This window comes from Sphingomonas sp. PvP056, from assembly GCF_040549155.1.
Classification (GTDB): Bacteria; Pseudomonadota; Alphaproteobacteria; order Sphingomonadales; family Sphingomonadaceae; genus Sphingomonas.
On the sequence record NZ_JBEPST010000008.1, the window covers coordinates 140,244 to 164,038 of the forward strand.

The window sequence follows — 23,795 nt, forward strand, 5'->3', positions numbered from 1 at the left end:
AGGCTATTCGTCCTCGTCCTCATAGCCGACCAGCGCCAGCGCGCGCGCCTTCATCTGCCGGGTCGCGCACCAGTGGACCAACGCGTCCTCGCGGCCATGCGTGACCCATACTTCCTTGGGCGCGATCTCGGTCAGCGTGTCGGTCAGCTCGTCCCAATCGGCGTGATCGCTGAGGATCAGCGGCAGCTCGACCCCGCGCTGGACTGCGCGTTGCCGCACGCGCATCCAGCCCGAGGCCATTGCGGTAATCGGATCGGGCAGGCGGCGCGACCAGCGGTCCGCCATCGCGCCCGGCGGCGCGATCACGACATGCCCCATCATCTCGGCCTTGGCGGCGGTCGTCGCGGGGCGCAGCTCGCCCAGATCGACGCCATGCGCCTGATACAAAGCGCATAACCGTTCGAGCGCGCCGTGGATGTAGATCGGCGCGGCGTGACCGCGCAGTCGCAGTTCGGCGATCACACGTTGCGCCTTCCCCAGCGCATACGCCCCGACCAGTACGCAGCGATCTGGATTGGCGTGCAGCGCGGCGATCAGTTTGTCGATCTCGTCGCCCGTATCGGGGTGCCGGAACACTGGCAACCCGAAGGTCGCCTCGGTGATGAACACGTCGCACTTCACCGGCTCGAACGGCGCGCAGGTCGGATCGGGGCGACGTTTGTAGTCCCCCGAAACGACGATCCGCTCGCCGCGATATTCAAGCAGAATCTGCGCCGAGCCGAGCACATGTCCCGCGGGGACGAAGGTCGCGCGCACCTCGCCGAAATCGTGGGTCTCGCCGTAAGCGACCGGGTGCCCAGCTTGCTCACCATAACGCGCGTCCATGATCGCGAGCGTCTCGGGGGTCGCCCACACCGCACCGTGTCCGCCGCGCGCGTGGTCAGCATGGCCGTGCGTCACCAGCGCGCGCGGCGTCGGGCGCGACGGGTCGACCCACACGTCGGCGGGTTTGACGTGAATGCCATGGGGTTGCGGATCGATCCAGTCGCCGAGCTTTGCCATGAAGACCATGTGGGGGCGACGGTCGCCGAGCGCCATTGCCGGATCGTGCAAAAGGACGAGCGGCAACCAATCCGCGGGCCATGCATTCCCTCTGCGTAACGAACAGGAGAATTCCGATGCGCGCACTGACTCTGGGGTTGCTGGCGGCGTCCACGCTGGTTGCGGGCTGCGACGAATATGGCGGCGGTCGTCCGCGCGGCTACAGCGACAATCGCTACGCCCAATATGATTACGACCGGCCCGATCCGGCGTACAACGGCTATGACGCGTCGCGTTACTACCGCGATGATCGCCGCCGGTATCAGGAGCGGCGTCTGGCGAACAACGATCGCGTCTATCGTGGCAGCGACGGCCGCTATTATTGCCGCCGTAACGACGGCACGACCGGTCTTGTCGTCGGCGGCGTAGCTGGCGGTGCGTTGGGCGCGGCGATTGCCCCCGGCGGTTCGGGCCTGCTCGGCGCGCTGATCGGCGGCGTCGGTGGTGCGCTCGCGGGCAAGGCGATCGACAAGGATCGCGGCGACACGCGCTGCCGCTAAGCCACTGGAGGAACGCGACCCCGCACCTGGGGTCGCGTTCCACCGGATCGGAACGCTCCCGGCGATGAACCGTTGACCGGCCTCACAGTTTACAGAGGTTCATCATGAGCAAGACCCACAAGCATCATCCGAAAACGCCCCCGCAGCCGAAGGCCAAGCCGGCACCAAAGCCCAAGGCGAAGCCGATGAGCAGTGGTACCGCCTGGTCGATCGGGGCGGTTGCGCTGGCAGCAGGCGCGGGCATCGCGGCGTTCCTTTCGCGCGGACGGATCGCGGCGCTGCTCTCGGGCTCGCAGAGCGAAGGCCATGTCCCGACCGACTTGCTCGATCCCAACCGCAACGCCGATGACCGCGCGGTCGCCGACTTTCGCCCCGACATGTCCGCCAAGATGACTCCGGCGGAACGCGAAGCGCTGCGTCCGGCGACCGGCCCGGCGCCATCGCTCGTGTCGGACCGCGGGACGATGAATGCGCAGACGGGTGCAGCCAACTGACCGAAAGTTAGGTCCCCGGCCTGGCCGGGGACCTGTTTCTCAGGCGTTTTTCGTGAACGAACTCTTCCGCCCACCATCGTCGGCTGCGTCTTCCTGACCGCGGTCGAGCGTGTCGCTCGGGCGGCGCGCATCGCCTTCCTTTTGATGTTTGGTCGAGATGTTGGGGGCAGGCTGCGTCTCGGTCGGTTTGATAGCGTCGGGCATGATCGTCTCCTCTGTCGATAAAGACGCGGTATCCCCGCGAGATGTTCCGCCGCTGCGGCGGACCGATTGCACCGCGCACACCGCCGCCCCATATCGCGCTCCATGAGTGGAAACGAAACGGTGTGGCACGGCACCACGATCCTGTCCGTGCGTCGCAATGGTCGAGTCGTCATCGCCGGAGACGGTCAGGTGACTCAGGGCCAGACGGTCATGAAACCCAATGCCAAGAAGGTGCGGCGGCTCGGCGACGGCTCGGTCATCGCCGGGTTCGCGGGCGCGACCGCGGATGCCTTCACGCTGTTCGAGCGGCTGGAGCGCAAGCTCGAGCAGCATCATGGACAGCTGCTCCGCTCGGCGGTCGAACTCGCCAAGGACTGGCGGACCGACAAATATCTCCGCAATCTGGAAGCGATGATGATCGTCGCCGATAAGGAAGTGACGCTGATCCTGACCGGCAACGGTGACGTGCTCGAGCCCGAGGCGGGCGTCGCGGCGATCGGGTCGGGTGGCAATTACGCGCTCGCGGCCGCGCGCGCGCTGGTCGATTACGAAGCGGATGCCGAGACGATTTGCCGCAAGGCGATGGCGATCGCAGCGGAGGTCTGCGTCTACACCAACGACCGCTTGACGGTCGAAACCATCGAAACGCCCTGAGCCATAAAGCCCCTCCCCTTCAGGGGAGGGGTTGGGGTGGGGACGTGTGAAACATGCCCCCCCGCCTGATCACCCGGAACTGCCCCACCCCAACCCCTCCCCTGAAGGGGAGGGGCTTGAGAAAGACCCCCGACCCCTTCCCCTGAAGGGAAGGGGCTTGAGAGAGACAAATGAACGACTCCCTTACCCCCAAGGCCATCGTCCGCGCGCTCGACGCGCACATCATCGGGCAGGCGGACGCCAAGCGCGCGGTTGCGGTTGCAATGCGCAACCGCTGGCGGCGGCAGCGGCTCGGTGATGATCTGCGCGACGAGGTGTCCCCGAAGAACATTCTGATGATCGGGCCGACCGGTTGCGGCAAGACCGAGATCAGCCGCCGTCTCGCCAAGCTCGCCGACGCGCCGTTCATCAAGATCGAAGCGACCAAGTTCACCGAGGTCGGCTATGTCGGCCGCGACGTCGAGCAGATCGCGCGCGACTTGGTCGAGGAAGCGGTACGCCTCGAGAAGGAACGCCGCCGCAGCGCGGTCAAGGACAAGGCCGAGGAAGCCGCGCTCGCACGCCTGCTCGACGCGCTGACCGGCAAGGGCGCGAGCGAGGCGACGCGCGAGGCGTTCCGGCAGCGCCTCCACGACGGCCATCTCCGCGACACCGAGATCGAGATCGAGCTGGAAGCCGCGCCCAACATGCCGTTCGAAATGCCCGGCGGCGGCGCGCAGATGATCAACCTGTCCGAGATGATGGGCAAGGCGTTCGGCGGCGGCCAGATGAAGCGCCGCAAGCTAACCGTGCCGCAGGCGTGGGACAAATTGGTCGAGGAAGAGGCGGACAAGCGGCTCGACCAGGACGAGGTCAGCCGCGTCGCGCTGGCTGATGCCGAGGCGAACGGGATCGTCTTTCTGGACGAGATCGACAAGATCGCGGTGAGCGACGTGCGTGGCGGCTCGGTCAGCCGCGAGGGCGTTCAGCGCGATCTGCTCCCGCTGATCGAGGGCACCACGGTCGCGACCAAATACGGACCGATGAAGACCGACCACGTCCTCTTCATCGCGAGCGGTGCGTTCCATGTCGCCAAGCCGTCCGATCTGCTCCCCGAACTGCAGGGTCGCCTGCCGATCCGGGTCGAACTGAAGGCGCTGACCGAGGACGATTTCGTCGCGATCCTGAGCGACACCAAGGCGTCGCTGACGCAGCAATATGTCGCGCTGATCGCGACCGAGGGCGTGACGATCACCTTCACCGAGGACGGCATTCGCGCGATCGCCAAGATGGCGGCGCTGGTCAACGGCGACGTCGAGAACATCGGCGCGCGGCGGTTGCAGACGGTGATGGAGAAGCTGCTCGAGGACATCAGCTTCAACGCCGAGGACCGCGGCGGGGAGACGATCGCGATCGACGCGGCCTATGTCGAGACGCATCTCGCGGGGATTGCGCGCAATACCGACCTCAGCCGGTTCGTGCTGTAAGGGGCCTCCCGCCCCACACCCGTTCGGGCTGGGCGAAGTCGAAGCCGCGCTCAACCCGGGCGGTGTTCCTGGTGCAAGGGACCCTTCGACTTCGCTCAGGGCGAACGGAGCGTAGGGTTACCGCTCCCGCTTCACCTTGCTGTACGGCGTGAACATGCCGAGCCGGCACCGCGGCCCCGGTATCCCGATCCCACCGCGCTGCAGCGTATAGACCTGATCATTACGGCATAGCTGCCCGCTCCGCACCTCGGTCACCAGGATCGCATTGGGCTCCAGCCCCGGGCAGGCGGCGGGCAGATCGTTGCGCCAGATCCGGCTGCCGTCGGGATACAGCAGGATACGGTCGCTGATGATCTGCGGGTTCTGCGTCTGGCTGCCGAAACCGCGGAGGCATTGTTGCGGCGTACCCGGCGTCCGGTCCTTTAGCGCGGCGTCGAGATCGCGCGTGTCGGAGGTCGTGGCCGCCCCGAGTGCCAGCGCGGCGAGCGCGACAAGGGTCGGGCGGATCATGGCTTGCGATAGCGCGTGAACGCCCCGAACGTGCAGCTCCCGCTCGGGATTTGCGAGACGAGATCGACCGTCTGGAGGATGTCACCGCGGCACAATTGCCCGGTATAGGAACGGGTGATGATCGCGTCGCCACGGCGTAGCCCGAAGCAGCCGCCGTTGGTGTCGGTGCGGTACACATCGTTCCTCGTCGCGCTGTACAGAATCGTATCGCCGACCCGCGTCGAGTCGCGATACCGCGTCTGTTGCATGCATTGCTCGGGCTTGCCCGGCACGAGCCCGGCGAGACGCTTGTCGAGCTCAGCCTTGTCCTTCGCGGCCTGACGCTCCTGACTGGTAGTACGGGTGTCGGCGGACAAGGCCGCGCTGCCTACGGACAGCAGCAAGACGGGTAAGAACAGGCGAATCATCACGATCATCCTCCGGCTGGCGTATCCCCTGCCAGGGATGATCGTACACCGTTCACCCCCGGAAAGCATCCTTCGCCGCGCGTCGTTCGGCGAGTTGCTCCGTGGACGACGCACGAAGGAAGGGGTTGGTTGCCTGTTCCAGCGCGATCGTCGTGGGGACGGTCGGCCGCCCCGCCGCGCGGCTGGCGTCGACATCGCGCATCCGTTCGGCGACTGCGGCATTGTCAGGCTCGGCGACCGCCGCATAGCGACCGTTGGAGGCGGTATATTCGTGCGCGCAATAGACCGCCGTGTCACCGGGTAGATCCGCCAACCGCTGCATGTTGGTGAACATCTGGGCCGCAGTGCCTTCGAACAACCGCCCGCAGCCCATCGCGAACAGCGTGTCACCGCTGAACAGCAGCGCATCGTCCGCCATGTGGAACACGATATGCCCGGCGGTATGCCCCGGCGTCTCCATCACGCGCGCTACATGCGCGCCGATCTGCACGCTGTCGCCCTCGCGCAGGCCGGTGTCGAGTGTCGGTATCCGGTCGGCCTCGGCCAAAGGTCCGCTGACCTTCGCGCCGAGCGCCTTGATCGCGGCGTTGCCGCCGGTGTGATCGCCGTGCCAGTGGGTGTTCCAGATCTGCGAGATCGTCCAGCCGCGCTCATCGGCCGCAGCGAGGACCGGCGCGGCCTCGCTCGGGTCGACCACGACCGTCTCGTTCGAGACGGGGTCGTGGATCAGCCACACATAATTGTCGCTGAGCGCTGGGACGCAGACGATCTCGAGATCGGTGGCCATTACCAGACGCCGGTGTTGGGCATCGACGACCACGGCTCGGCGGGCGGGAGCGGGTCGCCTTCCTGGAGCAGTTCGATCGAGATGTTGTCGGGGGTGCGGACGAACGCCATGTTGCCGTCGCGCGGCGGGCGGTTGATCGTCACACCCGAGTCCATCAGGCGCTGGCAGCTCTCGTAGACATTCTCGACGCGGTACGCGAGGTGACCGAAGTTCCGGCCGCCCTCATAGGGTTCCGGATCCCAATTGTGGGTCAACTCGACCTGTGCGTCGTGGTCGCCGGGGGCGGCGAGGAAGATCAGCGAGAAGCGGCCCTTCTCATTGTCGATCCGGCGGACTTCCTCGAGGCCGAGGACCTTGAAGAAATCGATCGTCGCGACCGGGTCGGTGACGCGGATCATCGTGTGGAGGTACTTCATCGTTGGCTCCCATGCGGTTGCCCCGTGAGATAGGGGTGCGCCGGTTGGTCTGCCACCCCGGGAACGCGTTCAATTCCATCCCATTCGCTTCCCCGGCGAAGGCCGGGGCCCAGGAGCGAAACGGGCGTTAACGAAGGACTGCGCTCGGTTACCTCGGCCATTTCGACTGGGCCCCCGCCTTCGCCGGGGAAGAGAAAACAATCAAAAGCCTACCGCGCACCGCTGAACTGCTGCAATGCCGCCGCCGCAGCCTTGCCAGACACGCTGTCAGGCCGCAGGTCGACCGCCTGTTGCCACGCGGTCTTCGCGGCCTCGGCATCCCCCGCCTTGGCCGCGATGTTACCCGCTTCCAGCTGCACGTCGCTGTCGTCGCCGCCCAAGCGAAGCGCCTCGGCGATGTCCTTCTGCGCGCGGGGCATGTCGCCGGTGCGCCGCGCAAGCGTCGCCGACAGCAGCCAGGCGAGCGGATCCGCGGGAACTTCCCCGAGCGCACGGTCCAGGTCGTCGCGCGCGCCCTCCATGTCGTCCGCGCTGACCAGCGCACGCGCACGGTCGAGATGCGCTTCGCCCAAATCCATGCCGGTCAGCGTCCCGCTCGCGATCGCCGCATCGAGCGCCGCGCGCGCCTTGCTCGCGTCACCCGCAGCGAGAAAGGCGTTGCCCGCCTGTGCCCAATAGCCCGAACTGCGCGCGTCCTTGGCCTTTTCCGCAGCCGTCGCGGCGGTCTCGAACGCGACCGACGCGGCGGACCAGCGCTGCTCGCGGCTATACGCCATGCCAAGACACTGGCTCGCGAGGAATCCGCCCCCGGCGACGCGCCATGCACCTGCTTCGGCTTCCGCACCCGCCGGGTCGCTATTCGCCCGCGCGACGCAATGCTCGTAGCGCGTGCGCTCGGTCGAGGCGGGCCCGACTGGCGCAGGTCCCATCGGCGCGGGCGTAACGGCTTGGGCGAGGAGCAGCAGAATCATAAGGCGGGCGTCACATCCTCGATCGCCTGGATCAGCAGCGCGATATCGGAATCGCGCGACAGGCGGTGATCGCCGTCCTTGATCAGATGCACCTGCACATCGGCTGAACGAACCAGCTCGGCGAGCCGGACGGTGCGGTTGTAGGGGACGTCGGCGTCCTTCATCCCCTGCACGAAGCGCACCGGGCAATCGACCGCGATTCCGCCCGACATCAGCCGGTTGGCCTCGCCCGATTGCCAGAAGGCGCGGGTGTAGAGCGTCGGTTCGGGGCCATAAGGCGAGGGGCGTTCCATCCGCCCTTCGGAGAGCAACGCCAGTTTTTCCTCGGTGGTGAAGCCCCAGTCGGTGAAATCGGGCGCGGGCGCGACGCCGACGAGCGCCGCGACCTTCGTTGGATGGTCGCGCGCGACCAGCAGCATCAGCCAGCCGCCAAGCGACGACCCGACGAGGATCGCCGGGCCGGTGACAAGCTGGTCCAGCACGGTCAGCACGTCGTCGCGCCAGTCGGCGAGCGTCTGGTCCGCGAATGCGCCCTCGCTCTTGCCGCACCCGCCATAATCGAACCGCACGAACCCGCGGCCCTGCGCGACCGCCCATGCTTCGAGCGCGAGCGCCTTGCTGCCGGTCATGTCGGACGCGTAGCCGGGCAGGAACACGACCGTCGGGCCGGTCCCCTTGGTACGGTGGAACGCGAGCCGGGGGCGTTCGGCTTTGGTGGTGGTCATTGGGGTACTCACGGATGGGGGAAGGTGTGTTTGCGCTAACCGCTGTTCTCCCGCGCAGGCGGGAGTCCAGGGTTACGGGGGGCTGCGCTCGGCAACTCTGGGCCCCCGCCTGCGCGGGGGAACGAAGTGTTGTCGGGTAGGGGCCGTCAGATCACGTAATCGACGCTGCGCACTTGTGCGACCTCGCCGCGTTTCACCACCATCTGGCGGTGGAGCTTGGCAACCGTGCTGCTCCCGCTGGTCTTGCACCACGCCGGCACGAACGCATGCACCACCGCGCCCAGACCGCCGACGATCATCGTCACCCCGAACCGCGACGCGACGCCGAAATGCTCGGTATAGCTTTCGCCGACGGTGGCGGGATGATCGAGGAACAGGCGTCGAAACATGGGCGTCTCCTTCAAAGCGGCGTCAACCGCGCTGCGCGATCCGGGTCAGCACGTCGGCAGCGAGCTGGCTTAGCGTATCGTCGCGGGCCCCCATTATCACAATCCGGTCGCCGGGGCACGCCTGCTCGACCAGCCATGTCGCCGCCTCGGCGCGATCGGGGATATGCAGCGCGCGCGCGCCGATCCCGGCCACGATGTCCGCGCTGGTCACCTCGCGCGAGACGGTGCCGCCCTGATAGACCGGATCGGGCAGCACCAGCCGGTCGTCGTCGTGCAATTGCTCGCGGAATATCGCGATCAATTCGTCCCGCATTACCTTGAGCGGGCCATAGCCATGCGGCTGGAACAGCACGAGCAACCGGCCCGGGAAGGCGTGAAGCGTCGCCAGCGTCGCCGCGATCTTGTCGGGATTATGCCCGAAATCGTCGATCACCGTCACGCCGCCCGCTTCGCCGACCAGCTCGAACCGGCGCTTGAGCCCGGTGAACCCCGCAATCGCCTTGATCGCCGCCTTGAGCGGCACCCCCGCCGCGCGCGCCGCGCCGAGCGCCGCGAGCGCGTTGGAAACGTTGTGCGCGCCCGGCACAGACAGGCGGACGCGCTGCGTCTCGCCCTTCGCCACTAGGTCGAAGGTGATCGCGGAGGGTGCGGGGACGAGGTTGGTTGCGCGCAGGTCCGCGCTCTGGTCGATCGCGAAGGTCACCAGCCGCGCGGGATCGAGCGTTCGCGCCAAAGCCGCCGACTCGGCATCGCCAACGTTGAGGATCGTCGTCTCCGCCTTCCCCGCGAACGCGCCGAACAACGCGCGCAATTCCGCGAGCGACTTGTGGTCGAGGCTGACGTTGTTGAGCACCGCGATCCGCGGCTGGTACAAGGCGATCGAGCCGTCGCTTTCGTCGACCTCGCTGACGAACGCCTCGCCATCGCCGACCAGCGCGCTGGCGAAGGGCGTGTCGTCGGCGACGAAATTCTTCATCACCGCGCCGTTCATCACCGTCGGGTCGCGGTCGCAGGCGTGGAGGATCCAGCCGATCATGCCCGTGACGGTCGACTTGCCGCTCGTCCCCGCAACGCCGATCGGCAGCGCGCTCGCGTTAAACAGTGAGGCGAGCAGTTCGGGCCGGCTCAGCCGCGCCGCACCAACGCGTTCGGCGGCGACGATATCCGCAACGCTTGCTTCGACTGCCGCCGAGGCGACGACGATCTGCTCCGACGACGTCACGCCCGAGCCATCCTGCGCGAACAGGGTCACGCCCTTGGCGGCGAGGTCGTCGAACTTGGCGGGCAGCCGCCCGGCATCGAGCGTCCGGTCCGATCCCGCCACGGTCGCGCCGCGCCCGGCGAGGATCATCGCAAGCGGCATCATGCCGCTGCCACCGATGCCGACGAAGAAATAGCGTGGCGGGAAGTAGGGTTTGCCGTTGGTCATGATGCGGCGCTATCGCGGGGCAGCATAAATCGCCACAGGAAATGGTATGAAGATCGGAGTGGTGGCCCCCGCGCGCGGGATCGACGAAGCACTGGCGGCACGCGCGCAGGGGCTGGCGGCGATCATCGCGCCCGAGGTGGATCTGGTCGTCCATCCGCAATGTTTCCTGTCCAACGGGCATTTCGCGGGCACCGATGCCGAGCGCACCGCCGCCTTCGTCGACATGGCGAACGATCCGACGATCGACGCGCTGTGGTTCGCGCGCGGCGGCTATGGGTCGAACCGGATCCTGCAGGCGGCGATTCCGGCGCTGGGCGAGGCGGCGCGGCGCAAGACCTATATGGGCTTCTCCGATATGGGGTTCGTGCTCGGCGCGCTCTACGCAGCCCGGATCGGGCGGCCAGTGCATGGGCCGATGGTGTCGACCGCGGGCAGCGGCGACGGCGGTGTCGGCTTCAGCCGCGCGCTGCTGTGGCTGACGAAAAAGGACCGCACCGTGCTCGAACCCGGGCTCGACGGGCGACCGGCGGCGGCGTTCAACCTCGCGATCCTGACCGCGCTGATCGGGTCGCCATGGCTCCCCGACCTGACCGATCATGTGCTGATCGTCGAGGAAGTGTCCGAGCCGCTCTACCGGATCGACCGGATGCTGTTCACCATGGCGCACGCCACCCAGCTCAAGGGGATTGCCGGGGTGCGGCTGGGGCAGGTCACCGCGGTCCAGGCAAACGAACCTGAATGGGGCGAGACGATCGAGACGATGATCCAGCGCTGGTGTGGAGAGATGCGCGTGCCGTATCTGGGGCGCGCCGAGATCGGCCATTACCGCGGCAACCGTGTGGTGCCGTTCGGGGTCGCCTGACGCAAATACGCCACTGCGCGCCCGGAGATGTCCGCGGCATCCTAGAATGGCCCGAGGACGACCGCGGGCGTCGTCCCTGCCATACAGGGATCGTGGAAATGAACTGGTTCAAGGCCGACGCTCCCATCCGTTTGAAGCTGCTGGTCGCATTCGGTACATTCGTCGGCTTGCTGCTCGCGACCAACATCGCCAGCCTCGTCCTCAGCCCGACCCTGTTTCGCTGGGTCGGCATCGTCAGCACGGGCGTGGGGGTGGCGGCAGCGTATCTGTTCCGCGAAGCGATCTCGGTCCCGTATGTCACCACGGTCGTGCGGATGGAGGGGCTCGCCGCGGGCGATCTCGACAGTCCGATCGAGTTCACCGACTATAAGGACTGCGTCGGGCGGATGACCAAGGCGATGTATACGTTCCGCGCTGCCGCGCAGGAACAACATGCGCTGGCCGAACAGACAGAGGTCAATTCCCAGATCATCCGGCGCATGGCGGACAATTTCGGTCGCCTGTCGAATTGCGACCTGACCGCCGACATCGTCGAGGAATATCCGGCGATCTACGCACCGCTGAAGGCGAGCTTCAACGAGGCACTGAGCAACCTGCGCGCGCTGCTCGGCTCGGTGATGGCGAGCACCGGCAACATTCACACCGGATCGAGCGAGATCGCGCAGGCGTCCGACGACCTTGCGCGGCGCACCGAAAGCAACGCGGCAAGCCTGGAACAGACCGCCGCGGCGATCCAGCAGGTCGATTCCCGATTGAAGGCGACCGCGCGCGCCGCGACGCAGTCGGTCGAGACGAGCGAGAAGGCCAAGACCGCGGTGCTGGAAGGCCGCAGCCGTACTGACGTTGCGGTGCAGGCGATGACTCGCGTGATGGCCAGCGCGAAGGGCATCGACGACGTGATCGAGGGGCTCGACAAGATCGCGTTTCAGACGCGCGTGCTGGCGATGAACGCTGCGGTCGAGGCCGGACGCGCAGGCGATGCGGGACGCGGGTTCGCGGTCGTCGCGGATCTTGTCAGCGCGCTCGCAATGCGCGCCGAGGAGGAATCGAAACGCGCGCGCGACCAGTTGAGCGCAACGCGGATCGATATCGGCGCCGCGGTCGATGCGGTGCAGGAAGTCGACGACGCGTTCGGCGTGATCCTGAGTTCGGGCGAACAGGCCGCACAGCTCGCCGAGCAGATCGCCACCGACAATGCCGCGCAGGCGAGTGCGATCACCGAGGTCAGCACCGCGGTCCATGCAATGGATCAGTCCACGCAGCAGAATGCCGCGATGGTCGAACAGACGTCGGCGGCAGCGCGCAACCTGACCAACGAAGTGGTCCAGCTTGCTGCGCAGGCGGATCGTTTCCGGGTCGATCGGACGCATCGGACCGCTGCGGTTGCCGGGCATTGCTGATCCGTCAGACTTGCTGAACATCATGGGGCGGGCCGTTGGTCCGCCCCTTTTTCGTTCGACACGGGCGCAGGGTGCGCGACAGGGTGACGGATCGCGCGCGCTTGCCTATATCGGCGCACCCGGCTTAAGCCGCGGCTCCCATCCATCACGGAAAGACCTTGTCCTCATGTCCGCGCTGTTCCGCATCTCGCTACCCGACGGTTCCGTCCGCGAGGTAGCCCCGGGGACTACGCCTGCGGACATCGCCGCGGCGATCGGTCCGGGGCTCGCCAAGGCGGCGATCGCCGCGCGGGTCGATGGCGAGCTGCGCGACATCATGCGCCCGTTCGACGGCGACAGCGCGCTCGCGCTCGTGACCGCGCGCGACGAGGCGGATGCGCTGGAGTTGGCGCGCCACGATCTCGCGCACGTCATGGCGGAAGCGGTCCAGCACCTGTTCCCCGGCACGCAGATCACCTTCGGCCCGGCGACCGACGACGGTTTCTATTACGATTTCGCGCCGAAGGACCGCCCGTTCACCGACGACGATCTCCCCGCGATCGAGGCCGAGATGCGCGCCATCATCGGCCGCAACGAGCCGTTCGTCCGCGAAGTGTGGAGCCGCGAGCAGCTGATCGAGACGTGGCAGCAGCAGGGCGAGACGTTCAAGGCCGAATGGGCCGCCGAGCTGCCCGATGGCGAGGAACTGACGATCTATCGTCAGGGCAAGTGGCTCGACATGTGCCGCGGACCGCACATGGTCTCGACCGGCAAGCTCGATCCCAACGCGTTCAAGCTGACGCGCGTGTCGGGCGCTTACTGGCGCGGCGACCAGAAGAACGCGATGCTCAGCCGCATCTACGGCACCGGCTGGCTCAACAAGAAGCAGCTCGACGCGCATCTGACGATGCTCGAGGAAGCGGGCAAGCGCGACCATCGCAAGATCGGGCAGGAAATGGACCTGTTCCACTTGCAGTCCGAGGCGCAGGGTTCGGTGTTCTGGCACCCCAAGGGCTTCATCCTGTGGCGGCAGCTCGAGGCGTATATGCGCCGCCGGCTCGACGCGGCGGGCTATGCCGAGGTCAAGACCCCGCAGCTGATGGACGCGCGCCAGTGGGAACAGTCGGGCCATTGGGGCAAGTATCGCGAGAACATGTTCGTGGTGCCCGACGAGATCCCCAACACCGACGATGACGCCGCGATCGTCAGCAACAATGCCGACATGATGGCGCTGAAGCCGATGAACTGCCCGGCGCACGTGCTGATCTTCCGCCAGGGGATCAAATCGTATCGCGACCTGCCGATCCGCATGGCCGAATTCGGCTGCTGCCACCGCAACGAGCCGCACGGCGCGCTCCATGGCATCATGCGCGTCCGCCAGTTCACGCAGGACGACGCGCATATCTTCGTGCGCGAGGATCAGCTCGTTACCGAGGTGCAGCAGTTCTGCGAGCTGCTCGACAGCGTGTACCGCGACCTCGGGTTCGAGGACTATGCGGTCAAGCTCGCGCTGCGCCCTGAGAAGCGGTTCGGCACCGAGGAAATGTGGGACCAGTCCGAGGACGAGCTGCGCAAGGCAGTGCTCGGGTCCAAGCTCAGCGACTCGATCAAGGCGAAGTTCGAGGAACTGCCGGGCGAGGGGGCCTTCTATGCGCCCAAGCTCGAATTCCACCTGACCGACGCGATCGGCCGGACGTGGCAGGTCGGCACGATCCAGTCGGACCGCGTGCTGCCCGAGCGACTCGACGCTTCGTATGTCGGCGCCGACGGCGAACGCCATCGCCCGATCATGCTCCACCGCGCGATCCTGGGGACGTTCGAGCGCTTCATCGGCATCCTGATCGAGCACCACGCCGGGCGCTTCCCGCTGTGGTTGTCGCCGGTGCAGGCGGTGGTCGCGACGATCGTGTCGGATGCGGACGATTATGCGCGCGAGGTTGCCGAGAAGCTCAAGGCGGCGGGGATCCGCGTAGAGACCGATCTGCGCAACGAGAAGATCAACTACAAGGTGCGCGAGCATTCGCTGGCGAAGGTCCCGAACCTGCTCGTCGTCGGCAAGCGCGAGGCCGAGGAAGGCAAGGTCGCGCTGCGGCAATTGGGCAGCGACCGGCAGCAGTTCCTGACGCTGGACGACGCGATCGCGATGCTGACCGAAGCCGCCAAGGCCCCGGACCTGTAACGCCTGCTCGATAAGGGGGGGCGCTTCTTCTTAGCCCCTCCCCTTTAGGGGAGGGGTTGGGGTGGGGCAGTCACAAGCGCCACGCTCGGTGAGACACTTCCCCACCCCCAGCCCTCCCCTGAAGGGGAGGGGAGTCTTCCAACAAGAGACGCGCCTTCCCGGATCGTCACATCCTGCACGAGCGCATCTTTCGTTTTGCTCGAAAAACCCCTATATACACCTGTCAACGACCAGAGGAGCTACACCTATCCGACCCCCGATGAACCGCCAGGCGCCGCCGATGAATGGCCCTCGCTTCAATGAATTCATCCAGTCCGCCAAGGTCCGCGTGATCGACCAGGACGGCGAGAACCTTGGCGTGATGTACACGCGCGAGGCGATGGAGCAGGCGCGCGAGGTCGGTCTCGACCTGGTCGAGGTGTCGCCCAACGCCGATCCGCCCGTCGCCAAGTTCCTCGATGTCGGCAAGTTCAAGTACGAGGCGCAGAAAAAGGCGAACCTCGCACGCAAGTCGCAGAAGACGCAGGAGATCAAGGAGATCAAGATGCGTCCGAACATCGATGACCACGATTACGACACCAAGATGAAGAAGGTGCTCGAGTTCATCGACGAAGGTGACAAGGTCAAGATCACGCTCCGCTTCCGCGGCCGCGAGCTCAGCCACGGCCAGCTCGGCATGGCGCTGCTCCAGCGCGTCCAGGCTGACGTGACCGAGACCGCCAAGGTCGAGGCCTATCCGCGCATGGAAGGCCGTCAGATGCTGATGGTCCTCGCGCCGAAGTAACGACCGACCTGCTTCCTCGGCGAAGGGCGGGGCCCAGCGGGACAGGCGGGTGTTGGTGGCGCGGCGCGCATTACCAAAACCTGCGCGACCGGGCCTTGGCCTTCGCCGGGGGAAGCGAAGATGTGCGGTAAGCCGCCTAAACGAGCCACCGATCATCCTCGCGCCGAAGTCAGCAGACTTGCTTCCCCGGCGAAGGCCGGGGCCCAGCAGGACAGGCAGGTGTGGGGAGCGCAGCGCGCATTACCAAACCCTGCGCAACTGGGCCCCGGCCTTCGCCGGGGAAGCGCAGCGTTACAATCAGGCCGCCTCGACCATCCGTTCCCCCGCCGCCGCGCCCAGCAGGCGGCGTTCGATCGTGCGCAGCCGCCCGCTCGCGCCGATCTTCTCGCCGGTCAGGTCGGTCAGATAGAACGTATCCACCGCGCGCTCGCCATAGGTGGCGACATGCGCAGAGTGGATCGTCACCTTCGACTGGAACAAGGCGTGCGCCAGCTGATGCAATAACGCCGGCCGGTCGCGCGCATTGACTTCGATCACCGTGAACCGGTTCGACGCCTTGTTGTCGATCAACACGTTGGGCGCGATCGGGAAAGCTTCCGCGCGAGTCCGCGGCAGCGGCTTGGCCATCAGCCGGTCGACCAGTTTGACGCGATTCGCCAACGCATCCTCGATCGTGATCTTGAGCCGGGCAAGCTGCGCCGCTTCGTCGAACGGCCGTCCGACCGGATCCTGCACCAGGAAATTGTCGAGCGCCATGCCGTCGCGCGTCGTGTGGATTCGCGCATCGATGATGTTGCCACCCGCGAAGTTGATCGCCCCCGCAATCCGGTAGAACAGCCCGGGGTGATCCGCGGCATAGACCGTCACCAGCGTCGCGCCGCGTTCGGGATAGACTCGCGCCGCAATCGACAAGGGCGCGTCGCCCGCCTCGACGATCAGCGCGGCATTGTCTGCGATGACATCCTCGGGCTCCGCGACCCAGTAAGGTTCGGGTAGCTTGGCGACGAGTGCGTCGAACGTCGCATCGTCCCATTGCAACGTGCCGCACAGCGCAGCCTGCTTGGCCTTGATCCGTTCGGTCCGCCCCTTCTGCTTGTGCCCGAGCCGCAGCACTTCCTCGCCGGCATCGTACAGGTCGGCGAGCAACTGCCGCTTCCACCCGTTCCACACCCCCGGCCCGACCGCGCGAATGTCGACCACGGTCAGCACCAGCAGCAGCCGGAGCCGCTCGGGGCTTTGCACCACGTCGGTGAAATCGAGGATCGTCTTGAAGTCGGACAGGTCGCGCTTGAACGCGGTCGCCGACATCAGCAGATGCCAGCGCACCAGCCACGCGACCGTCTCGGTCTCCGCGGGGTTGAGCCCGAAGCGCGGCGCGAGCCGCTCGGCGACTTCCGCCCCCAGCACCGAATGATCCCCGCCGCGCCCCTTGGCGATATCGTGGAGCAGAACCGCGACATACAGCACCCGGCGCGACACGATCTGCGGGAACACGCCCGCGCACAGCGGATGGTCCGCGTCGAGTTCACCGCGCTCGATCCGCGCCAGCAACCCGATTGCGCGGATCGTATGCTCGTCGACGGTATAGTGATGGTACATGTCGAACTGCATCTGCGCGACGACGCGGCCGAAGTCGGGAACGAAGCGCCCGAAAACACCCGTCTCGTTCATCCACCGCAGCACCGCCTCGGGATCGCGCGGGGACGTCAGCACGTCGAGAAACAGCGCGTTGGCGGTCGGGTCCTGCCGGATCTCGTCCGCCAGTTTCGCATCCCGCGACGCCGCGCGCATCGCAAGGGGGTGGATTTCCAGCCCATGTTTGTCGGCCAGCGCGAACAGCTCGATCAGCCGCACGGGCTTCTCCGCAAGGAAGTCATCGGCCGGTAGCGCAAGCCGCCCGCGCACCAGCGTAAACCCGTTGAGCTTGCGCGGCGACCGGCGCAGCACCGGGAACCCGAAGCGCCGCCCGCGCGCCGCGAATTTCTCGTCGAGATGCGCGAGGAACACCCCCGTCAGATCGCCCGCAGTGCGCGCCTGGAGGAAGTAGAAATGCATGAACCGCTCGACCTTGGATTTGCCGGGCCGGTCGGCGAAGCGCATCCGCTCGGCGATCTCGCGTTGCAGGTCGAAGGTCAGCCGGTCCTCGGCACGGTTCGCGATCGCGTGGAGGTGGCAGCGCACTGCCCACAGAAAGTTCTCGGCGCGGTGGAACTGGCGATATTCGTCGCGGCTGAGCAGCCCCGCCTCGACCAGTTCGCCCGGCTCGGTGACGTTATACGCGTACTTCCCGATCCAGAAGAGCGTGTGCAGGTCGCGCAGGCCGCCCTTGGCTTCCTTGACGTTGGGCTCGACGACATAGCGCGTGTCGCCCATCTTCTTGTGCCGCACGTCGCGCTCGGCGAGCTTGTCCGCGATGAACTGGCGCGCGGTATCCGCCTGCACCTCGACCTTGAAGCGTTGCGCGGCTTCCTCATACAGCGCCTGGTCGCCCCAGACATAGCGCGCCTCGAGCAAAGCGGTGCGGATCGTCACGTCGTTCTTTGCCTGCCGCACCATCTCGTCGAGCGAGCGGCTGCTGTGGCCAATCTTCAGGCCCATGTCCCACAGCGTGTAGAGCATGCCCTCGATCACCTGCTCCGCCCAGGGCGGCTGTTTGCCGGGCGTCAGAAAGCCGACGTCGATGTCCGAATAGGGCGCCATCTCGCCGCGCCCATAGCCGCCGACCGCGATGATCGTGATGCGTTCCGCAGTGGTCGGGTTGGGATTGGGATAGATCCGCTGGACCATGAAGTCGTAGAGCAATCGCAGCAGCTGATCGACCAGGAACGCCTGCGCCGCCGCCGCTTCCAGCCCGCGCGACGGATGTTCGATCAGCCGTCGCCCGATTTCGGCGCGCCCGGCATCGAGTGCTTGCTTGAGCAAGCCGAACGCCCCGCCGCGGAGGGTATTGGCGTCCCCTTCCAGCGCGGCAATGGCATCGGCGAGGGTCCGCCGGTCGATGATCGCACGGCGCTGCGGAAGGGATTCGAAACGGGAGGGCATTTCCGGTAGATAGGGTGCGCGCGCGGGCGCGTCACGCGTGTTGACGCGGGGGACGTGCCGGCGGGGTGTTCCGCTTTGGTCGCAACCGATGGGAAGCGTCGCGTAACGCTTCGGGGCAAGGACACCGCGATGATCGAAACCGACACGATGATGCTCGACCGCCCGATCTGGCACAGCCTGATCGGACGCCATGCGGCGCTTGCGATCGGCGATCCGCGCGCGCTGCGCTTTCGCGCCGACGTCAACGCGCTCGGCGATGCCGCGGATGATTCGTTCGAGGCACTGGCGGCGCTCGCTGCGCTGGTCCCCGTCGGCACGACGCTCGGACGGTTCTCGGTCGGTCGCGCCGCGATGCTGCCGGAGACGGTCGTGGAGCAGGAGCGCGCTTTGCTCCAGATGGTCGCGACGCGGTTGCATCGTACCGCGCGGGCGCTCGACATCGTCACGCTGGGGGATTCGGATGCGCCCGAGATGCTGGCGCTCGCGACGCTCACCGCACCGGGGCCGTTCTTCGCCGCGACGCATCTGCAGGGCGGATATGTCGGCGTGCGGCGCGGCGGACGGCTGGTCGCGATGGCAGGCGAGCGGCTCAAACTGCCGGGGTTCAGCGAAATCAGCGCGGTCTGCACGCATCCCGACTTTCGCGGACACGGGTTCGCGCGGGCGTTGATGGAAACAGTAATGGCGCGATTCTTGTCGCGCGGGGAGGGGGTGATCCTCCACACCTTCCCCGACAATCCCGCGGTGACGCTCTATCGCGCGCTGGGGTTCGAGCCGCGGCGGGAGATGACCTATACGGTAGTGCGGCGGGAGTGATCGTCTAAACCATGCTTCCCCGGCGAAGGCCGGGGCCCAGGAGCGCAAGGCTGGTCGATCGATCGCTGCGCCTCGTTGGCAAAACGCCCGCACCTGGGCCCCGGCCTACGCCGGGTAAGAAAGGCTGAGTGTGCGCCAGCCGCTTACGAACGGCAGGAAAAGGCGGCGGCGTTTCTGAACTATCCTTCCCCGGCGAAGGCCGGGGCCCAGGAGCGCAAGGCCGGTTGATCGATCGCTGCGCTCCGTTATCAAAACGCCCGCAACTGGGCCCCGGCCTCCGCCGGGGAAGAAAGCTATGAGTGCGCCAGCCGCTTACGATCGGCTTGGAAAGCCCGCGACCTTTTTTAAACTATCCTTCCCCGGCGAAGGCCGGGGCCCAGGAGCGCAAGGCCGGTTGATCGATCGCTGCGCTTCGTTGCCAAGACGCCCGCAACTGGGCCCCGGCCTCCGCCGGGGAAGAAAGCTATGTGTGCGCCAGCCGCTTACGATCGGCTTGGGAAGGCCGCGACCTTTTCTAAACTATTCTTCCCCGGCGAAGGCCGGGGCCCAGGAGCGCAAGGCTGGTCGATCGATCGCTGCGCCCCGTTGGCAAAACGCTCGCACCTTTGCCCCGGCCTCCGCCGGGGAAGCGCCCACGGCAGGACGTTACCCCCGCGCCAACGCCTTCAACCGGTACAGCGTCTCCAAAGCCTCGCGCGGGGTCAGTGCATCGACGTCCAGCGCCTCGACCTCGGCACGGATCGCGTCGCATTCCTCCTCTTCCGCCTCGATCGCGGCGGCGAACAGCGGCAAGTCATCCAGCCCCGCCGCCAGCCCGCCGGTCTTGGCGCGCCCCGCCTCGAGCTTCGCCAGCACCGCCTTGGCGCGCGCGATCGTCACCGGCGGCAACCCCGCCAGTCGTGCGACCGCCAGCCCGTAGCTGCGATCCGCCGGCCCCTCGGACACTTCGTGCAACAGCACGAGCTCGCCCTTCCACTCGCGCGCGCGGACATGGTGGAGCGTCAACGCGTCGCAGCGTTCCGCCAGCCGCGTCAGCTCGTGATAATGCGTCGCGAACAGGCAGCGGCAGCGATTGTCGTCGTGGATCGCCTCGACCACCGCCCAGGCGATCGCAAGCCCGTCATAGGTGGAGGTCCCGCGCCCGACTTCATCGAGGATCACGAAGCTGCGCGGCGTCGCTTGCGCAAGGATCGCGGCGGTCTCGACCATCTCGACCATGAAGGTCGAGCGTCCGCGCGCCAGATTGTCCGACGCGCCGACCCGGCTGAACAACCGGTCGACGAGGCCGAGCGTCGCCGCGGTCGCGGGGACGAAGCTCCCCGCCTGCGCGAGCACCGCCATCGCCGCGTTCTGGCGCAGGAAGGTCGATTTGCCGCCCATATTCGGCCCGGTGACGAGCCACAGCCGCGAATCCTCGGACAACCGGCAGTCATTGGCGACGAAGCGTTCGCCGCGTTTCGCCAGCGCATCCTCGACCACCGGGTGCCGCCCGCCGGTGATGTCGAAACAGGCGTGATCGACCAGCTCCGGGCGCGTCCAGCCGCCTTCGCAGCCACGTTCGGCATGGCTGCCTGCGACATCTAGCCGCGCGAGCGCATCAGCGGTGGCGGCGACCGCCTCGCGCCGGTCGAGCGCAGCGGCGATCAAATCCTCGAGATGCGCCGCTTCCGCCGCGAGCGCATGCGCACCCGCCTGCGTCACCTTCTGCGCGACCTCGTGGAGTTCGGGCGCGTTGAAGCGCACCGCGCCCGCCATCGTCTGGCGGTGGGTGAAGCCGCTGTCCGCCTTCATCAGCGCATCCGCCGAGCGCGCCGGCACTTCGATATGATAGCCCAGTACGCCGTTGTGCCGGATCTTGAGCTGCACCACCCCGGTGCGGCTGCGGAAGTCCGCCTCGAGCGCGGCGATCGCACGCCGTCCGCCCGCGCCCGCATCGCGCAGGTCGTCGAGCGCCGCGTCATAGCCCGCCGCGATATAGCCGCCGTCCGATGCATCGATCGGCGGCGACGGGACCAGCGCGCGGGTCAGCAGGTCGATCAGCGCGCCATGCCCGCGCAGGCGTGGGGCGAGATCGGCGAGCAGCGTAGGCGGCGAAGCGATCCCGCCGAGCCGTTCCCCCAGTCGCCACGCGCCGTCGAGCCCGTCGCGCAATTGTCCGAGATCGCGCGGGGAGCCGCGCCCAGCCGCGAGCCGCCCGAGCGCCCGCCCGATATCGGCCATGCTGCGCAGCGTTCCGCGCAGACTTTCGCGCAACCCGCTGTCGTCGGACAACAACGCGACGAGGTCGAGCCGCGCCTCGATCGGCGCGCGCTCCATCAGTGGCGCACCGAGATCCGCGCCGAGCAGTCGTGCCCCTGCCGCGGTGACGGTGCGATCGACCGAGTCCAGCAAACTGCCCTTGCGCGCACCGGTCGTGGTCTGGGTGAGTTCCAGGCTTTCGCGCGTCGCCGCGTCGATCGCCATATGCTGCGTGCTCTGCCCGAGCCGAGGCGGGCGCAGGAACGGCATCGCGCCTTTGGCGGTATGGTCGAGATAGGCGACCAGCCCGCCCGCCGCGGACAGCGCCGCCCGGTCGAACTGCCCGAACCCGTCGAGCGTCGCGACTGCGTACAGCGCCTTCAACCGCGCCTCGCCACGCGCACTGTCGAATTCCGCGCGCGGGCGCAGCATCGTCGCGAGCTCAGCGAAGTCGCTGGCATCGCACGCGATCGTCTCCGCAGGCGCGAGCCGCGCCAGTTCAGCGGTCAGACCCGCTGCATCGCAAGCGATCAGTTCGAACCGCCCGGTCGAAATGTCCGCGGCAGCGATCGCCACCGCGCCGCCCGCCTCGCCGATCGCGACGCACCAATTGGCGCTGCGCGCATCGAGCAACGCTTCCTCGGTCAGCGTGCCCGCGGTCACGACCCGCACGATCGCGCGCGAGACGAGCGTCTTGCCGCTGCGCTTCTTGGCCTCGGCGGGGCTCTCGGTCTGCTCGGCGATCGCGACGCGGTGCCCCGCCTTGATCAGCCGTGCGAGATAGCCGTCCGCGGCATGGACCGGCACGCCGCACATCGGGATCGGCACACCGTGATGCTCGCCGCGTGCGGTCAGCGCGATGTCGAGGCAGGCGGCGGCGATCTTCGCATCATCGAAAAACAGTTCGAAGAAATCGCCCATCCGGTAGAACAACAGGCAATCCGCGGCCTCCGCCTTGAGCGCGAGATACTGCGCCATCATCGGGGTGGGCGCGGCGGCAGTCGGGGCAGGGGCGGGAGAAGCGGATGGCATCGCCGCTGGGTAGCGAAGATTCCGGCGCGCGTCATGTCGTTCGGAACACCGCCGGCTCCAAGGGCAATGGTGCGAACGCCGTTCGTCGAGCGAAGTCGCTAGTCCGCGAGGCGCTGAATCGCCGGGACACTGACGGTCCAGTCGGACGCCCCGGACGAAAACGCCCGGATCTCTAGTCTTTCGACATCTCGAGTCAGTTCGACCTGATAGCGAAGCAGGCGCACCTTGTTGCCGCCCGTGGCCCGTTCTCGCGTCCGGAACAGTTGCTCCGAGCCCGCGCCATGGATGATGTCCACCGTGAGATACCCGGACGTGCCAAAGCGCCAGCCCGGTCCGTCATCCTGTACGAGCAGCGACACTTCATATGTTCCGGCGCATGCGGCGGCGTAAGGGCCATAAACGAGGGCATCGTTGCCCTTGCGCACCTGACGAAACGCCGGTCGGCCGCAGAGCGCCGCAGCTTCGCCCAAGCCGCTGCGATACTGCTGGTCGGACCCCACCGTCCCGGCTTTCTGAACCTCGCCGAACCCCAGTTTCCGCGCCTGCGCAAGAACCGCCTGGCGCTTCCCTTCATTCCGGGTTGCGATCCCGATCTCGTCTCCGCCGTAACCGCCCGCAAGGAACGTCAGATGGAAGCCGCTTCTGGCGAAACAGTCCCGAATGAAGTCGTGCGACCAGCCGGATTCGAACCAGCCATCCCGGCGCGCAACAAACAGGGAAACCGGATCGAGGCGTATGCCCCAGTTCCGCCACCACATATTCTGGATCGGCTCGCCGACGAACGCGATGACGCCATCGGGCTTCAGTTTGGTAGCGAGGTCGGCAATCAGCTTCCACGGGCGAAGGCTGTGGTGCAGCGCCTGGAAGAAGAAGGCCGCGTCATAATGCGCGTCTGCCAGTGTCCCGAGATCGTCAAAATTGAGATCGAGGCGAGTAACGTCGAGGTTGCGTTCGGCACTGCGGTGTCGACTGAGCGCACCGAGGCCGGGATCGATATCGACCGCGTGCACCACGCAGCCGGTATAGGCGATGACTTCGGACCCGAGCCCGTGGCCCGCCCCCATGTCGAGCACGGTCGGTCGCCCATCGAGACACGCAAGCGCCTGCATTGAAGCAACGCAACGAACATATTCCGCCAGCACGGCAGCATCCTGAATCCCGGTAGGGTTCGGGGCATGCCGCAACGCCGTGTGATCACCCGAATGGAGTTCGCCCTGTTCCTGGTCCAGATCACGACCGGCAATTTCGCTGTACAGCGCCATCTGCTGCGCGAAATACGCGTCAGAATAAGGCGATAGGCTCTGGTCGACCGATGTATCGAAGACCAGATCGATCGGTTCATACTTCGCTACGATGGCGGGATCCTGATATCCCCCCGGGGCATTGACGGCATCTTCAACATATTGAGCAAGCGCGGACGTATGGAGAGCTGGCATCATTGCTCCGAATGATATGATCCCGTCACGCTAT

22 protein-coding genes are annotated in these 23,795 nt (G+C 66.8%); 9 read left to right on the plus strand and 13 right to left on the minus strand.

From position 1 onward, the window contains the following. Positions 1–3: 3 nt before the first annotated feature. Entirely contained in the window at positions 4–1,002 is a 999-nt protein-coding gene (locus ABIC17_RS17850; protein WP_354284248.1) for a ligase-associated DNA damage response exonuclease, read from the minus strand. Between the two features lie 116 nt (positions 1,003–1,118). On the opposite strand from ABIC17_RS17850, the gene ABIC17_RS17855 reads away from it, so the two are divergent. Both ABIC17_RS17855 and ABIC17_RS17860 read left to right on the plus strand, forming a co-directional pair. Beyond that, the gene (locus ABIC17_RS17855) at positions 1,119–1,541 is read left to right on the plus strand and encodes a hypothetical protein (protein WP_354284132.1); all 423 of its coding nucleotides are present in this window, start codon (positions 1,119–1,121) and stop codon (positions 1,539–1,541) included. Positions 1,542–1,645: 104 nt separating this feature from the next. Continuing rightward, positions 1,646–2,035, plus strand: coding sequence for a hypothetical protein (locus tag ABIC17_RS17860; protein WP_354284134.1), 390 nt, complete (start codon positions 1,646–1,648; stop codon positions 2,033–2,035). A gap of 39 nt (positions 2,036–2,074) precedes the next feature. On the opposite strand, the gene ABIC17_RS17865 is transcribed toward ABIC17_RS17860, so the two are convergent. Continuing rightward, entirely contained in the window at positions 2,075–2,239 is a 165-nt protein-coding gene (locus tag ABIC17_RS17865; RefSeq protein ID WP_354284136.1) for a hypothetical protein, read from the minus strand. Positions 2,240–2,341: 102 nt separating this feature from the next. Between ABIC17_RS17865 and hslV the strand changes: the two genes are divergently transcribed. Both hslV and hslU read left to right on the plus strand, forming a co-directional pair. Then, positions 2,342–2,893 (plus strand): ATP-dependent protease subunit HslV, encoded by a 552-nt coding sequence (gene hslV, locus ABIC17_RS17870; RefSeq protein ID WP_354284138.1) that lies wholly within the window; start codon positions 2,342–2,344, stop codon positions 2,891–2,893. Between the two features lie 170 nt (positions 2,894–3,063). Beyond that, entirely contained in the window at positions 3,064–4,359 is a 1,296-nt protein-coding gene (gene hslU, locus ABIC17_RS17875; RefSeq protein WP_354284140.1) for an ATP-dependent protease ATPase subunit HslU, read from the plus strand. Positions 4,360–4,476: 117 nt separating this feature from the next. Here hslU and ABIC17_RS17880 read toward each other — a convergent pair whose 3' ends face one another. The 8 genes from ABIC17_RS17880 to ABIC17_RS17915 all read right to left on the minus strand — a co-directional run bounded on the left by ABIC17_RS17880 (position 4,477) and on the right by ABIC17_RS17915 (position 9,993). Beyond that, positions 4,477–4,869: a DUF6491 family protein gene (locus ABIC17_RS17880; RefSeq protein WP_354284142.1), complete on the minus strand. Its 393-nt coding sequence runs from the start codon at positions 4,867–4,869 to the stop codon at positions 4,477–4,479. Beyond that, positions 4,866–5,276 (minus strand): hypothetical protein, encoded by a 411-nt coding sequence (locus tag ABIC17_RS17885; protein WP_354284144.1) that lies wholly within the window; start codon positions 5,274–5,276, stop codon positions 4,866–4,868. Before ABIC17_RS17885 ends, ABIC17_RS17880 begins: the two co-directional genes overlap by 4 nt. 52 nt (positions 5,277–5,328) lie before the next feature. Next, positions 5,329–6,063 (minus strand): hydroxyacylglutathione hydrolase, encoded by a 735-nt coding sequence (gene gloB / locus ABIC17_RS17890; RefSeq protein ID WP_354284146.1) that lies wholly within the window; start codon positions 6,061–6,063, stop codon positions 5,329–5,331. Next, on the minus strand, positions 6,063–6,479 hold the full coding sequence (locus ABIC17_RS17895) for a VOC family protein (protein WP_354284148.1): 417 nt from the start codon (positions 6,477–6,479) through the stop codon (positions 6,063–6,065). The genes gloB and ABIC17_RS17895 overlap by 1 nt, the downstream gene beginning before the upstream one ends. A gap of 209 nt (positions 6,480–6,688) precedes the next feature. Then, positions 6,689–7,450 (minus strand): tetratricopeptide repeat protein, encoded by a 762-nt coding sequence (locus ABIC17_RS17900; RefSeq protein ID WP_354284150.1) that lies wholly within the window; start codon positions 7,448–7,450, stop codon positions 6,689–6,691. Further along, entirely contained in the window at positions 7,447–8,175 is a 729-nt protein-coding gene (locus tag ABIC17_RS17905; protein ID WP_354284152.1) for an alpha/beta fold hydrolase, read from the minus strand. Before ABIC17_RS17905 ends, ABIC17_RS17900 begins: the two co-directional genes overlap by 4 nt. A gap of 146 nt (positions 8,176–8,321) precedes the next feature. Further along, positions 8,322–8,564 (minus strand): DUF6356 family protein, encoded by a 243-nt coding sequence (locus ABIC17_RS17910; RefSeq protein WP_131532120.1) that lies wholly within the window; start codon positions 8,562–8,564, stop codon positions 8,322–8,324. Positions 8,565–8,586: 22 nt separating this feature from the next. Then, positions 8,587–9,993 carry a glutamate ligase domain-containing protein gene (locus tag ABIC17_RS17915; protein WP_354284155.1) on the minus strand — a complete coding sequence of 469 codons (1,407 nt, stop codon included), beginning with the start codon at positions 9,991–9,993 and terminating at the stop codon, positions 8,587–8,589. A gap of 46 nt (positions 9,994–10,039) precedes the next feature. Between ABIC17_RS17915 and ABIC17_RS17920 the strand changes: the two genes are divergently transcribed. The 4 genes from ABIC17_RS17920 (at position 10,040) to infC (ending at position 15,197) form a co-directional block, all read left to right on the plus strand. Continuing rightward, a complete protein-coding gene (locus tag ABIC17_RS17920) occupies positions 10,040–10,855 on the plus strand; it encodes an LD-carboxypeptidase (RefSeq protein ID WP_354284157.1) in 816 nt (271 codons plus the stop codon). Positions 10,856–10,953: 98 nt separating this feature from the next. Beyond that, a complete protein-coding gene (locus ABIC17_RS17925; RefSeq protein ID WP_354284159.1) occupies positions 10,954–12,255 on the plus strand; it encodes a methyl-accepting chemotaxis protein in 1,302 nt (433 codons plus the stop codon). A 166-nt stretch (positions 12,256–12,421) separates the two neighbouring features. Further along, positions 12,422–14,413, plus strand: coding sequence for a threonine--tRNA ligase (thrS, locus tag ABIC17_RS17930; protein ID WP_354284161.1), 1,992 nt, complete (start codon positions 12,422–12,424; stop codon positions 14,411–14,413). A 280-nt stretch (positions 14,414–14,693) separates the two neighbouring features. Beyond that, positions 14,694–15,197, plus strand: a complete 504-nt coding sequence (gene infC / locus ABIC17_RS17935) for a translation initiation factor IF-3 (RefSeq protein WP_232283442.1) — start codon at positions 14,694–14,696, stop codon at positions 15,195–15,197. Positions 15,198–15,494: 297 nt separating this feature from the next. Here infC and ABIC17_RS17940 read toward each other — a convergent pair whose 3' ends face one another. After that, a complete protein-coding gene (locus tag ABIC17_RS17940) occupies positions 15,495–18,239 on the minus strand; it encodes a [protein-PII] uridylyltransferase (RefSeq protein ID WP_354284163.1) in 2,745 nt (914 codons plus the stop codon). 129 nt (positions 18,240–18,368) lie between these two features. Here ABIC17_RS17940 and ABIC17_RS17945 point away from each other — a divergent pair, with 129 nt between their 5' ends. Continuing rightward, a complete protein-coding gene (locus tag ABIC17_RS17945) occupies positions 18,369–19,055 on the plus strand; it encodes a GNAT family N-acetyltransferase (RefSeq protein ID WP_354284165.1) in 687 nt (228 codons plus the stop codon). 645 nt (positions 19,056–19,700) lie between these two features. On the opposite strand, the gene mutS is transcribed toward ABIC17_RS17945, so the two are convergent. Further along, a complete protein-coding gene (gene mutS, locus ABIC17_RS17950) occupies positions 19,701–22,274 on the minus strand; it encodes a DNA mismatch repair protein MutS (RefSeq protein WP_354284250.1) in 2,574 nt (857 codons plus the stop codon). A gap of 149 nt (positions 22,275–22,423) precedes the next feature. After that, complete coding sequence (locus tag ABIC17_RS17955) at positions 22,424–23,764, minus strand: class I SAM-dependent methyltransferase (protein ID WP_354284167.1); 1,341 nt, start codon at positions 23,762–23,764, stop codon at positions 22,424–22,426. Positions 23,765–23,795 lie beyond the last annotated feature (31 nt).